The sequence below is a fragment of the Streptomyces sp. NPDC057287 genome, assembly GCF_042667905.1.
Taxonomy (GTDB): Bacteria; Actinomycetota; Actinomycetes; order Streptomycetales; family Streptomycetaceae; genus Streptomyces.
Window position 1 is genome coordinate 570290 of the sequence record NZ_JBHUYV010000002.1, and the last position, 12669, is coordinate 582958.

A 12669-nucleotide genomic window follows, 5' to 3' on the forward strand; every position below is an offset into this window, starting at 1 on the left:
TCCGCGTGTCCGGCGAAGCGGTTTGTCTCACCCTTGACCGGAGGGTGAGGGTTTCTCTCCGCGGACGCCCGCGCGCCACGGGTCCACTGCTCCGGGCGACTCGTCCGCGGGCGCCGACGGCTACCTCACCGGACCGTGCCGACCGATCGCCCCGACGTGCCGCGTCCGTCCCGGAAGGCGGATGCCCGCAGCCCCGGCAGGCCGTGGGCGCACGGTGGGAGCCGCGATCGCGGAACGCGTACGGGCCGGGGCCGACCGGGTCACGGCGGTGTGCTGAACTGTCCGGGAAACACCGGATACAGGAGTTCTCTTGAACAGTTATCGCCAGCCCGGCATCGTCCTCACCGACCGGCGGTTCACGGTCCCCCTCGACCACGACGATCCGGGCGGCGAGACGATCGAGATCTTCGGCCGTGAGGCCGTGGCGAGCGGGAGGGAGTCCGAGAGGCTCCCGTGGCTGGTCTATCTGGAGGGAGGCCCCGGCTTCGGCGCCCGGCGCTTCGTAGGCACGGAGGCCTGGCTGGGCCGGGCGGTGCGGGAGTTCCGCGTGCTGCTCCTCGACCAGCGCGGCACAGGTCTGTCCACCCCGGCCAACCGACAGACGCTGCCGCTCCGAGGCGGCCCGCGCGAGCAGGCCGACTACCTCGCCCACTTCCGCTCCGACAGCATCGTCCGCGACTGCGAACTGATCCGCCCCCGGCTGACCGGCGGCGCCCCCTGGACCGTCCTGGGGCAGTCCTTCGGCGGGTTCTGCGCCGTCCGCTATCTGTCCGAGGCCCCGGAGGGCCTCGAAGCCGTCCTGATCACCGGGGGACTGCCCTCCCTGGACGCACACGCCGACGACGTCTACCGGGCCGCGTACCCGCGCATCGAACGGAAGGTCGCGGCGCACTACGCCCGCTACCCCAAGGACGTCGCCCGGGCCCGTGCCATCGCGGCGTACCTGGCCGAGCACCGCCCGGACAGCGCCGGGCACACGCTGACGCCCGAGGGGTTCCAGTCCCTCGGCATCATGCTGGGCACCGGCAACGGAAGCCACCAGCTGCACTACCTGCTGGAGAACGCGTTCGTGGCCGGGCCGCACGGGAACGAGCTGTCCGACGCCTTCCAGGAGGCCATGCGCACGGCCACCTCGTTCGCCGGTCACCCGCTGTACGCCCTGATGCACGAGCCGATCTACGGACAGGGCGCCCGGCCCACCGACTGGTCGGCCGAGCGGGTCCGGGCCGAGTTCCCGCAGTTCGACGCCGCCGCCGCACTGGCGGGCGAGGGCCCCGTGCTCTTCACCGGTGAGAGCATCCACCCCTGGCACTTCGATGTCGATCCCGCGCTGCGCCCCCTGCGGGGGACGGCGGAGCTGCTCGCCGCGCGGACCGACTGGCCCGCCCTGTACGACGCCGGGCGCCTCGCGGCCAACGAGGTGCCGGTGGCAGCCGCCGTCTACCACGACGACATGTACGTGGACACCGCCCACGCGCTGCGGACCGCGTCCGCGATCCGCGGCCTGCGCACGTGGGTGACCAGCGAGTACGAGCACGACGGTGTGCGTGCGGGCGGTGCCCGCGTGCTGGACCGGCTGCTCGATCTCGTGCGGGGCGAGAGCGACCGCTAGGGTCCGCCGTCCGGCTCGGGCCGGGGCGTCCGCGCGTCCTGGGCGGTCAGCCCTGGAGGGCGTCCAGGGTCTCGTCCAGGCCCGCCGCGGATCGCGGCGCGCGGTTGTACGGGAGCTTCGCGAGGGCGGCGGCCATGCCGCAGGTGTTGCTCACCGCGGAGTAGACGAGGCCGGCGCCGATGCCGGCCGTCAGCCACCGCGCCGCCGGCAGGCGCCGGCCCACCACCAGGCCGGCCACCACCAGGGAACCGGCGGCGAGGCGCACCTGGCGCTCCATCGGCCAGGTCGCCCGGGCGCCCACCGGGCGGTCCAGTCCGTGCCCGTCGCCCTCCCAGGCGGATGTCCCGCCGGTCAGGGTGGCGGCGTCTATGTCGGCGTCCGCGAGGATCTCGCAGGCCCTGGTGGACCGTACGCCGGAAGCGCACACCACCAGCAGGGAGCCCCGGGCGGAGGCCGACTTCAGGGCGGGCACCGCCTCGGTGAGCCGGTCCAGCGGAATGTTCAGGGCGCCGGGCACGTGGCCGGACGCGTACTCACCGGGGGCCCGCACGTCGATGACGGTGAACTCCTCCAGGCGAGCCGCGGCCTCGGAGGGGGAGAGGGAAGCGGGGCTGATCACGAGCGGGTTCCTTTCGTTCGCCGGAGCGGGGGCGGTCCAAGGTCCTATTCACCCCGTCGCCCGGACGGTGAATATTACCCCTGGGGGTATTTTGCTCCGGCTCGGCGCGAACGGTCGCACCGCGCGTCCGGCTGGAGCAACTCCTTGGCCCCTGCCCCGAACCGCTCCCGCAATGCGCGTGTCCGTCACTGTTCGCCGGATAGCGTGCCGGGCATGACACAGCAGCTGGAACCCATGCCGACGGACTGGAACCGGGCGCTGGCGGTGGTCGCCCATCCCGACGACCTCGAGTACGGCTGCGCCGCCGCCGTGGCAGGCTGGACGGACGAGGGGCGCGAGGTCACCTACCTCCTTGCGAGCCGCGGCGAGGCCGGGATCGACACGATCGCCCCCGGCGAGTGCGCCCCGCTGCGTGAGCGGGAGCAGCGGGCGAGCGCCGCGGCCGTGGGCGTCGCGGCCGTGGAGTTCCTCGACCACCGCGACGGTGTCATCGAGTACGGCACGGCTCTGCGCCGGGACATCGCCGCCGCCGTCCGGCGGTACAGGCCCGAGCTGATCATCACCCTCAATCAACGTGACACCTGGGGCGGCGTCGCCTGGAACACCCCCGACCACCGTGCTGTCGGCCGGGCCACCCTGGACGCCGCGGGGGACGCGGGGAACCGCTGGATCTTCCCCGAGCTCGGCGAGCAGGGCCTCGAGCCGTGGGACGGGGTGCGCTGGGTCGCCGTCGCGGGGACGGACCGGCCGACCCACGCGGTCGACGCGACACCGGGATTCGAACGGTCCGTCCAGTCGCTGCTGGCCCACCGCACGTACATCGAGGTGCTGACGGACGAGGACCCGGAGGCCTACTGCCGCACGTTCCTCTCGGGTGCCACCGGGGCGGCGGCCGAGCGCTTCGGGGGCCGCCCGGCGGTCACGTTCGAGGTGTTCCCCCGCTGAGCCGTTCCCGGTGCGGAGCCTTCGCCGGTCCGGCCGTCCGTCGCGCCGGAGCAGCTGATTGACAAACGGCATTGCCGATTCTGCAATGGGTGGCATGAAGGAACAGAACCAGGACGACCCCGAGCTCGACGCCGTACTCACCGGGGTCGGCCCGCGGCTGCGCCGACTGCGCAAGGACAGGGGCGTGACGCTCGCCGCACTGTCCGAGGCCACCGGTATCTCCGTCTCCACCCTCTCCCGCCTCGAATCGGGCGGGCGGCGCCCCAGCCTGGAGCTGCTGCTTCCGATCGCCCGGGCGCACGAGGTGCCGCTCGACGATCTCGTCGGCGCGCCACCGGTCGGCGATCCCCGGGTCAAGGCGAAGCCGATCGTCCACGGAACGAAGACCTCCCTGCCCCTCACCGCCCGGCCGGGCGGCCTCCAGGCGTACAAGGTCATCCAGGAGGCCCCTTGCACGGAGGTGCCCGAGCAGCGCACCCATGAGGGGTACGAGTGGCTGTACGTCCTCAACGGCCGGCTGCGCCTCAAGCTCGCCGAGCACGACCTGGTCCTGGCCCCCGGTGAGGCCGCCGAGTTCGACACCAGGCTGCCGCACTGGTTCGGGCCGGCGGGCGACGAGCCGGTCGAGTTCCTCAGCCTGTTCGGGCCGCAGGGCGAGCGCATGCATGTGAGGGCCAGACCGAAGCGGTCGTGACCGGTCCCGGACCGACAGGCGAGAGGTGTTCCCAGACCGGCAAGCGACCGCTTAGTATGCGCCGGAGCAGTGGTAATGCCGACAGTGTTGTGGAGGCCCCTCATGCAGGCATGGCGAGTGCACCGGAACGGCGAGCCGAGCGAGGTGATGGAGCTCGAGGAGACGGACCGGCCGACGCCCGGGGACGGGCAGGTGCTGCTCAAGGTGCGCGCGGCGAACATCAACTTCCCCGACGCGCTGCTCTGCCGCGGCCAGTACCAGGTGAGGCCCCCGCTGCCGTTCACCCCCGGTGTGGAGATCTGCGGCGAGACGGAGGACGGCCGCCGGGTGCTCGCCACCCCCGCACTTCCGCGGGGCGGATTCGCCGAGTACGTCGTCGCGGACGAGGCGGCCCTGCTCCCGGCCCCCGACGCCCTGGACGACGCGGAGGCCGCCGCGCTGCACATCGGCTACCAGACCGGCTGGTTCGGCCTGCACCGGCGCGCACACCTGCAGGCCGGCGAGACGCTGCTGGTGCACGCGGCCGCGGGTGGCGTCGGCAGCGCGGCGGTCCAGCTCGGCAAGGCCGCCGGTGCGACCGTCATCGGGGTCGTCGGCGGACCGGAGAAGGCCGCGATCGCCCGTGAACTGGGCTGCGACCTGGTCATCGACCGCCGGAGCGAGGACATCGTCGCGGCGGTGAAGGAGGCCACGGGCGGACGCGGCGCCGACGTCGTCTACGACCCCGTCGGTGGTGACGCCTACGCCAAGTCGGTCAAGTGCATCGCCTTCGAGGGCCGTGTCGTCGTGGTGGGCTTCGCGAGCGGCACCATCCCCGCACCCGGCCTCAACCACGCCCTGGTGAAGAACTACTCGATCGCCGGACTCCACTGGGGTCTCTACAACACCAAGGACCCCGCCGCCGTCCGCGCCTGCCACGACGAGCTCACCGAGCTCGCCGCGCAGGGCGTCATCAAGCCGCTGATCAGCGAGCGCGTACCCATGGCCGACGCGGCTCGGGCCGTCCAGCGGGTCGCCGACGGGACCAGCACCGGCCGCATCGTCGTCCTGCCGTCAGGAGGCACCCGATGAGCACCCCGATCGACGCGGCACAGATCCGCGGTCTCACCCAGGAACTGCTGGCGGCCCACCCGCCGGCGACCACCGGACGCGCGGACTTCCTCGCGGCACGCTTCGACGCCGGCCTGGCCTGGGTGCACTACCCCGTCGGGCTGGGGGGACTCGACGCGCCGCGCTCACTGCAGCCCGTCGTCGACGCCGAACTCGCCGCCGCCGACGCCCCGGACAACGATCCCCGCCGCATCGGCATCGGCCTCGGCATGGCCGCCCCGACGATCCTCGGCTACGGGACCGACGAGCAGAAGCAGCGCTTCCTGCGGCCGCTGTGGATCGGCGAGGAGGTCTGGTGCCAGCTCTTCAGCGAGCCCGGCGCCGGGTCCGACCTCGCCGCGCTGGGTACGCGCGCGGTCGAGGACGGCGACGACTGGGTGGTCGACGGGCAGAAGGTCTGGACGTCCAGCGCCCATGTGGCCCGCTGGGCGATCCTGATCGCCCGCACCGACCCGGACGTCCCCAAGCACCGCGGCATCAGCTACTTCATCTGCGACATGACCGATCCCGGCGTCGAGGTACGGCCGCTGCGCCAGATCACCGGCGAGGCCGAGTTCAACGAGGTCTTCCTCACCGGAGTACGCATCCCGGACAGCAGGCGGCTCGGCCCCGTCGGCGACGGCTGGAAGGTCGCCCAGACCACCCTGATGAACGAGCGCGTCTCCATCGGCGGGGCCCGGATCCCCCGTGAGGGAGGCATGATCGGCACCGTCGCGAAGACCTGGCGCGAACAGCCCGAGCTGCGCACCCACGACCTCCACCAGCGGCTGCTCACGCTGTGGGTCGAGGCCGAGGTCGCCCGGCTCACCGGTGAGCGGCTCCGCCAGCAGCTCGTCGCCGGACAGCCCGGCCCCGAGGGCTCGGGGATGAAGCTCGCGTTCGCCCGCCTCAACCAGGAGATCAGCGGGCTCGAAGTCGAACTCCTCGGTGACGAAGGCCTGCTGTACGGCGACTGGACCATGCGCCGCCCGGAGCTCGTCGACTTCACGGGACGCGACGCGGGTTACCGCTATCTGCGGTCCAAGGGCAACTCCATCGAGGGCGGTACGAGCGAGGTCCTGCTCAACATCGTCGCCGAGCGTGTCCTCGGACTGCCCGTCGAGCCGCGTAACGACAAGGACGTCGCCTGGAAGGATCTTGCCCGATGACCGCACAGACCGAAGCCGCCCAGGCGCCCGACCTGCTCTACTCGGAGACCGAGGAGGACCTGCGGTCCGCCGTGCGTTCGCTGCTCGCCGACCGGGCCGACGCGCCGACCGTGATCGCCGGGATCGAGTCCGACACGCCGTACGACCTGCGGCTGTGGGAATCGCTCGCCGCGGGTATCGGGGCAGCCGGGCTGCTGGTGCCCGAGAAGCTCGGCGGACAGGGAGCCACCCACCGCGAAGCCGCGGTGGTCCTGGAGGAGCTGGGCCGCAGCGTCGCCCCGGCCCCGTACCTGACGAGTGCCGTGGTCGCGACCGAGATCCTTCTCGCGCTGGGCGCCCAGGACGGGCCGGCGGCCGAACTCCTCGGCGAACTGGCGGCGGGCCGCAGGATCGCCGTTCTCGCCCTGCCGTTCGCCACGTCCCCCGCCGACGGCGCGGGGGCGATGACCGGCACCCTGGAGCGGACCGTGGCCGGGGTCGCGGAGGCGGCGGCCGCCGACGTCCTGCTGGTCCCCACCGCCGAGGGCCTGTACGCGGTCGAGGCAGGCGGGGACGGTGTCACCGTCGAGCCGCTCGTCGCGCTCGACCTGACCCGTCCGCTCGCGAAGGTCACCCTGGCCGGGGCCACCGGGACCCGGCTCGCCGAGGCGGGTCCCGCGGCCGAGGCCGTCGGCAGGGGACTGCTGGCCGGCGCCGGACTGCTCGCGTCGGAGCAGCTCGGACTCGCCGAGTGGTGCCTGACCGAGACCGTCCGCCACACCCGTGAACGCCACCAGTTCAACCGGCCGGTGGGCTCCTTCCAGTCGCTCAAGCACCGGATGGCACAGCTCTGGCTGGAGGTCGTCTCCGCGCGCGCCGCCGCCCGCAACGCCGCCGACGCGCTGGCGACCGGCAGCCCGGACGCCCCGCTCGCGGTGGCGGTGGCGCAGGCCTACTGCTCCGGGGTCGCGGTGCACGCGGCGGAGGAGTGCGTCCAGCTGCACGGTGGGATCGGAATGACCTGGGAGCACCCCGCTCACCTGTATCTGAAGCGGGCCAAGGCCGACTCGATCGCGTACGGAACCGCGGGGAGTCATCGCGAGTCCGTCGCCGGGCTGGTGGAGCTTCCCGCTCCGTGAGGCGGGACGGAGGCGGGGGTACACGCGATCGCGAGTACCCCCGCCTCCGTCCTGTCCGGCGCTGGACAGGACGGGCAGGGGCGGGACAGGCCGGAGGCGGGGGCAGGGGAACAGCAGGCGGGGCACAGCCGACGCGCGGACGACGACAGGTTCAACTCTTGGCAGGTACCTGCCTTTCGGTGCATCCGCGCCCCCATACTCGTCGCGTCCCCACGCCCGCTCTGCCAACCCGACCGCTTCAGGGAGACCGCATGGCACACCTGACCCGTCGCGGAGTCGTCACCACCGCTCTCGCCACCGCCGCCGCAGGCGTCCTCGTCCCCGCCCGGACAGCCGCCGCCGCGCCCGCCCGCCCCAGCGGCCCACGCCCTCTGGCCCGCGCCCACGCGCACAACGACTACCTGCACCCGCGACCCCTCCACGACGCGCTCGCGCACGGATTCACCAGCGTCGAGGCGGACGTCTTCCTCGTCGACGGAGAACTGCTGGTCGCCCACGAGGCCGAGAGCCTCGACCCCTCACGCACCCTCGTCTCGCTCTACCTCGACCCCCTGCTGGCCCGGGTCCGCGCTCACCACGGCACCGTTCACGCCGGGTACCCCGAGCCCCTGCAACTGCTGATCGACATCAAGACCGACGGTGCCGCCACCTACCGCGCGCTCGACCGGGTGCTCCGCCGCTACCACCACATCCTCAGCCGCTCCGTCCACGGGCGGGTCCGTTCCGGCGCGGTCACCCCGGTCGTCTCGGGCGACCGCGCCGCCCGGGCCCCGATGGAGGCGCAGAACACCCGGTACGCCTTCTACGACGGCAGGCCCGAGGACCTCGGAACCGCTGCTCCCGCCTCCTTCATCCCCCTCATCAGCGGCAACTGGGCCACGAGCTTCGGCTGGCGGGGGACCGGCCCCTTCCCCACCGCCGAGCGCGACAGGCTGCGCACGCTCGTCGCGGCGGCCCACGCGAGCGGGCAACGGGTCCGATTCTGGGGTACGCCCGACCTCGCGGGTCCGGAGCGGGACGCCGTATGGACCGAGCTGGTCGCCGCGGACGTCGACCACCTCAACACCGATGATCTCGCGGGACTCGAAACGTTCCTCCGCCGCCGTGCGCCGGACAGCCGCCGGAACAGCTGACCCACGTCGGGCAGCGCATCCGGTCACCGTGCGTCAACACCCGTTCGGCGGACACGCCGGTGTGCCGAACGGCCTCCCCGCTGCGCCACACTGGCGGCCGAATGCCGCAATTCCGGCGCGGCGGAGGAGGTTGGCCATGGCCGTTTCGATCTCAGTGGTGCTGCTCCTGCTGGTTCTCGCAGCGATCTTCCTGCGCAACGGGGGGCTCAAGATCTCGCACGCGATCGTCTGCGCCATGCTGGGATTCCTTCTGGCGGGCACCAGCATGGCCCCTACCATCCACGAAGGGATCACCGCCACCGCGGACGTCGTCAGCGGCCTGCGGCCCTGACACCACGCACCGTCCGGGTGCGGGAGAATGTCGACCGAACATGGCACAGCGCCGTGCGGGACCCGGCCGGGGCGATACCGTCGTCCGAGGGCCCCTGCGCGCGCTTCGTCGACATGGCTTGGACCTGACCGCTCCTCGCCACGCACCTGGAGAACGCAGCAATGTCATTCCCGCCCCCCGGACGGCAGTCGGGCGCCGCCCACCACGAGTACTGCAACAACGCCCTGTGCTGCCGCTGCCAGCAGCGGCAGTGGACGACGAAGTACGGTGACGAGCGCCTCTGCGGTCCCTGCGCGGCCTGCTGCCGCGACTGCGGCCGTGCCCCCGCACCCCACCTGGACGGGCTCGACGACGGACTCTGTTCGGAGTGCCGGGGCCGGTGCGGCCGCTGCCAGCGGAGGCTTCCGCCCGAGGGCCCCTGTGCCTGCCGCGAGTGGCGCCGGAGAGCGGGCGGCGACCCGGTCGGCTACATCCTCCAGGCCCTTCCGCAACCGCTGGTGCAGGCGCTGGGCCACCGCCACCCGCGCACCGTGCACGACCTCATCCACCAGGAGCTCGGCCGGCGCACTCCCGACCAGCTCCTGGAGCGGCTCGAGCGCCGGTGGAACGTCCGCTGGTCCCACGCCCTGTACGAGAAGGACGAGGACGGCCGGCGCCGCTGGGCACCGCAGGAGGTGGCCGAGGCGCTCGTGGGCCCCGGCCACTGCGCCAACCCCCAGTGCGAGGACGGCTATCTGATCACCACCGACACGCCGTGCGGCCAGTGCCTTCGTCCCACCCACCGCTTCGTCACATCGGTGGCGGACCGGACGGCGACCACGGACCACGCGCGAGCTGCCGCGGCCCATATCCGGCGAGCGCTCGTGGAAGGGCGCTCGACCAAGCCCGGCAAGAGGGGGCCGACGGGCTGAGCGGGCTCAGCCCTTGTCGAGCGCGCTCCGCACCAGTGCGGCGGCGAGGACAGCCGGATCCTCGCCCTCCGCCAGCCGGACGAGCTTGTCCGGATCCGTCGGCAGCCCCAGCCGTTCCGCGCCCTGAAGAGCCTTGGCATCGAGGTGGGGGGCCGTCTCCGGCCACACCGTCTGCACCTCGCGCAGGAAGATGTCGGCGCCCGCCGGCCCTATCCCGGGGAAGCGGCGCAGACCCGCCCGCAGGGTGTCCGCGTCGCCGTCGGCCTCCCGGCGCAGGCGGCGCAGGTCCCCTCCGTACGAGTCGAGCAGGAGAAGAGCCCCTTCCCCGAGCTGGGTGGACGTCCGCTCGTCGTACCGTCGGTAGCCGCCCTCGCCCAGCGCGTCGACTCGCTCCTGCCACGTGGCGTCGGCCATGCGGCGTGGCGTCCGCAGCCGGTGCGAGAAGAGCGCCCGTGCCGAGGCCACCGCGATCTCCGCCCGGATCCGGGCGCTGAGCAGGTGGCTCAGGACGAGCAGCTGGTACAACGGCTGAGGGGTGTCCCGCAGCCGGATCCCCGCCTCGTCCGCGTACGTGGTGCCGTGCCGCTCCAGTAGGTCGTCCAGGGTCCTTCGCGAGCTCACGTGAACCCGAAGATGCGGGCGATGAAGTACCCGGCGACGACGGCCGAGCCCAGCAGCACCAGGGCTGCCCAGAAGAAGGGGTGCTCCCAGATCCCCCCGTCGGCGCGTTCGACGTGTGCTTCGCTTATGCAGCCCTCGGCGGGAGGCGTCTCCCCGGGGGGCGTGAGTGAGATAGCCATACGTCAACCATCCCCCCGAGTGGCCGCGTCCGCGAGGCCGCTGTCCGGTGGCGCACGCGCGTACGTCCGTACGGAGTCCGACCGGGCCCCGAAGCGCTGGGGTGTCCCGGTTCGGGGCACCGTCTAGGAATGCCTGCAGTTTCCACGCCCGAGCCCGTCATCAAACTCGTCCAGCGCACCACCGAGCCTGCCGCTGTCCAGACGCTCCGTTCGACGGCGGCGGCCGTCATCGCCTTCGTGGTGGCCCAGTGGGTCCTGCCCGATCCGCACCCCTCACCGCTGACCGCGCCCCTCACCGCCCTGCTCGTGGTCCAGGTGACGCTCTACGCCACGCTCACCACCGGGATCCGACGGGTGAACGCCGTCGTCGTCGGGGTGCTGATCTCCGGTGGATTCAGCGCCCTGGTGGGCCTGAGCTGGTGGAGTCTCGGGCTTACGATCTTCACCTCGCTGCTGATCGGACGTGTGGTCCGGGTCAACGAGTTCGTGCCCGAGGTGGCCATCAGCGCGATGCTCGTCCTGGGTGTCTCGCAGGTGGCCGCCAGTGCCTGGTTGCGTGTGCTGGAGACGCTGATCGGCGCCGGTGTCGGGCTGCTCTTCAACCTCCTGCTGGCACCGCCCGTCTGGGTCGAGTCGGCGGGCGTCTCCATCGGCGGACTGGGCCAGAGGATGGGGACGATGTTCCGGGCCCTGGGGGAGGAGGTCGGCGGCAACCACCCGGTGAGGGAAGCCGCCGCGCGTCTGCACGAGGCACGCCGCCTGGACCACGACATCGTGGAGGTCGACGCATCCCTCCGGCAGGCCGAGGAGAGCCTGATGCTCAACCCCCGCGTCAAGCAGGGGCTGCTCTCCCGTGTCGTCCTGCGGACCGGCCTCGACACGCTGGAGATCTGCGCGGTGGTGCTGCGTGTCCTGACCCGCACACTGACCGACCTCGCCAAGGCACGCACCGACGAGGCGCTCTTCCCGGAAGACGTGGCCAGGGACCTGAGGGAACTGTTCGGGCACATGTCCGATGCCATCGAGGGATTCGCGGTCATGATCACCACGCCGATGGCCGAGAGCGGCGAGGAGGCCGAGGAGACCCTGGCCGACGCGCTCGCCCGCAGCCGCACGACGCGCGACCGCGTCGCGGATCTCCTGCTCGAGGACGTTCAGGAACACCCGAGGCAGTGGCAGCTGCACGGCGCGCTGCTCGCGGAGATCGACCGGATCCTCGACGAACTGGACATCGACAAGCGCACGGAGCGTCTGGCCGAGGAGCTGGACCGCCGCTCCGCCGAGGCCCACGAGCGCCACCCCCGGCTGCGGGCCATGTCCCGCAGACTCCGCGGCGTGAGGGTGGCACGACTGCGGCTCGGCGAGTGAGCGAGGTCAGTCCCGTGAACGGCGTCGGTGGCTCGTGTCGCACCACGGGTACATCCGGCTGCGCCGGCACATGCAGACGGCCACGACGAACCGGTCGGAGACGGCCACACTGCCGTCCGGACAGGTGACTTCCACCGGTCCCTCGACGAGCAGCGGCCCCTCGTCGCCGAGAGTGATCCGGCAGGGGTGTTCAGGCCTGTTCGGCACGGATGACCACCAGTTCCTCCGAGGTCTCCCCGTGGCCCACCAGCCCCGTCTCCCGGAGCCAGCGCAGTCTCGAGCGCAGCACGGGCCCCAGGGGGACCAGGGCGCGGTCACTCACACGGGCCCGCAGCCCCGCGTCGGAGAGCCGGCGCAGGGTCACCTCGCTGTCGCACATGCCGGAGTGCACGAGGAGGAGCCGGCCCCCGGGGCGCAGCGCGGCCGGAACGGTCTCACAGACCCGGTCGAGGATCGCCCGGCCGTCACCGCCGGCCTCCCAGGCCCGTGCCGCACCGTGCCCGGGAAGTCCGCCCACAGGGGACGGCACGTAGGGCGGGTTGCAGATGACCAGGTCGTAGGCCCGGCCCGGCAGGGCCGAGAAGAGGTCGCTGCGCCGGACGGTGATACGCCGACGGTGCAGCAACGCGTTCAGCCGGGCGGTCAGGACGGCCCGCCGGGCGATGTCCACGGCAGTCACCCGCGCACCCACGCGGGCAGCGTGCAGAGCGAGAGCGCCGCTGCCCGTGCCGACGTCCAGGACCTCGGTTCCGGGACCGATCTCCTCCTGGTTCAGCGCGGCCATGAGCAGGCGGGTGTCGTGCTGGGGCGCGTACACCCCGGGAAGGGTCATCAGCCGGGTGGGGCGGGTGTCCTGTGCCAGGTCTGCGGTCATCTGCGG

At 72.6% G+C, this 12669-nt stretch carries 15 protein-coding genes; 10 read left to right on the forward strand and 5 right to left on the reverse strand.

Annotated elements, in window-relative coordinates; translation table 11 throughout:
* Positions 1-310 precede the first annotated feature (310 nt).
* Positions 311-1612, forward strand: coding sequence for an alpha/beta fold hydrolase (locus ACFUNE_RS05850; protein WP_383562624.1), 1302 nt, complete (start codon positions 311-313; stop codon positions 1610-1612).
* Between the two features lie 46 nt (positions 1613-1658).
* On the opposite strand, the gene ACFUNE_RS05855 is transcribed toward ACFUNE_RS05850, so the two are convergent.
* Entirely contained in the window at positions 1659-2231 is a 573-nt protein-coding gene (locus ACFUNE_RS05855; RefSeq protein WP_383562626.1) for a rhodanese-like domain-containing protein, read from the reverse strand.
* 213 nt (positions 2232-2444) lie between these two features.
* On the opposite strand from ACFUNE_RS05855, the gene ACFUNE_RS05860 reads away from it, so the two are divergent.
* The 8 genes from ACFUNE_RS05860 (at position 2445) to ACFUNE_RS05895 (ending at position 9621) form a co-directional block, all read left to right on the forward strand.
* The gene (locus ACFUNE_RS05860) at positions 2445-3176 is read left to right on the forward strand and encodes a PIG-L deacetylase family protein (RefSeq protein WP_383562629.1); all 732 of its coding nucleotides are present in this window, start codon (positions 2445-2447) and stop codon (positions 3174-3176) included.
* Between the two features lie 94 nt (positions 3177-3270).
* On the forward strand, positions 3271-3870 hold the full coding sequence (locus tag ACFUNE_RS05865) for a helix-turn-helix domain-containing protein (protein ID WP_383562632.1): 600 nt from the start codon (positions 3271-3273) through the stop codon (positions 3868-3870).
* A gap of 102 nt (positions 3871-3972) precedes the next feature.
* Positions 3973-4941, forward strand: coding sequence for an NADPH:quinone oxidoreductase family protein (locus tag ACFUNE_RS05870; protein ID WP_383562635.1), 969 nt, complete (start codon positions 3973-3975; stop codon positions 4939-4941).
* Positions 4938-6128: an acyl-CoA dehydrogenase family protein gene (locus ACFUNE_RS05875; RefSeq protein WP_383562638.1), complete on the forward strand. Its 1191-nt coding sequence runs from the start codon at positions 4938-4940 to the stop codon at positions 6126-6128. The genes ACFUNE_RS05870 and ACFUNE_RS05875 overlap by 4 nt, the downstream gene beginning before the upstream one ends.
* A complete protein-coding gene (locus ACFUNE_RS05880; protein ID WP_383562641.1) occupies positions 6125-7246 on the forward strand; it encodes an acyl-CoA dehydrogenase family protein in 1122 nt (373 codons plus the stop codon). The genes ACFUNE_RS05875 and ACFUNE_RS05880 overlap by 4 nt, the downstream gene beginning before the upstream one ends.
* A gap of 251 nt (positions 7247-7497) precedes the next feature.
* Positions 7498-8379, forward strand: coding sequence for a phosphatidylinositol-specific phospholipase C/glycerophosphodiester phosphodiesterase family protein (locus ACFUNE_RS05885; RefSeq protein ID WP_383562644.1), 882 nt, complete (start codon positions 7498-7500; stop codon positions 8377-8379).
* 136 nt (positions 8380-8515) lie between these two features.
* Positions 8516-8710 (forward strand): hypothetical protein, encoded by a 195-nt coding sequence (locus tag ACFUNE_RS05890; RefSeq protein ID WP_383562647.1) that lies wholly within the window; start codon positions 8516-8518, stop codon positions 8708-8710.
* Between the two features lie 161 nt (positions 8711-8871).
* Positions 8872-9621: a hypothetical protein gene (locus ACFUNE_RS05895; RefSeq protein WP_383562650.1), complete on the forward strand. Its 750-nt coding sequence runs from the start codon at positions 8872-8874 to the stop codon at positions 9619-9621.
* Positions 9622-9627: 6 nt separating this feature from the next.
* On the opposite strand, the gene ACFUNE_RS05900 is transcribed toward ACFUNE_RS05895, so the two are convergent.
* Positions 9628-10242 carry an endonuclease gene (locus ACFUNE_RS05900; RefSeq protein ID WP_383562653.1) on the reverse strand — a complete coding sequence of 205 codons (615 nt, stop codon included), beginning with the start codon at positions 10240-10242 and terminating at the stop codon, positions 9628-9630.
* Positions 10239-10421, reverse strand: coding sequence for a DUF6480 family protein (locus ACFUNE_RS05905; protein WP_383562656.1), 183 nt, complete (start codon positions 10419-10421; stop codon positions 10239-10241). Before ACFUNE_RS05905 ends, ACFUNE_RS05900 begins: the two co-directional genes overlap by 4 nt.
* 129 nt (positions 10422-10550) lie before the next feature.
* Here ACFUNE_RS05905 and ACFUNE_RS05910 point away from each other — a divergent pair, with 129 nt between their 5' ends.
* Positions 10551-11789 (forward strand): aromatic acid exporter family protein, encoded by a 1239-nt coding sequence (locus tag ACFUNE_RS05910; RefSeq protein ID WP_383562659.1) that lies wholly within the window; start codon positions 10551-10553, stop codon positions 11787-11789.
* Between the two features lie 6 nt (positions 11790-11795).
* Here ACFUNE_RS05910 and ACFUNE_RS05915 read toward each other — a convergent pair whose 3' ends face one another.
* Complete coding sequence (locus tag ACFUNE_RS05915) at positions 11796-11996, reverse strand: CDGSH iron-sulfur domain-containing protein (protein WP_383562662.1); 201 nt, start codon at positions 11994-11996, stop codon at positions 11796-11798.
* On the reverse strand, positions 11980-12663 hold the full coding sequence (locus tag ACFUNE_RS05920) for a HemK2/MTQ2 family protein methyltransferase (protein ID WP_383562665.1): 684 nt from the start codon (positions 12661-12663) through the stop codon (positions 11980-11982). Before ACFUNE_RS05920 ends, ACFUNE_RS05915 begins: the two co-directional genes overlap by 17 nt.
* Positions 12664-12669 lie beyond the last annotated feature (6 nt).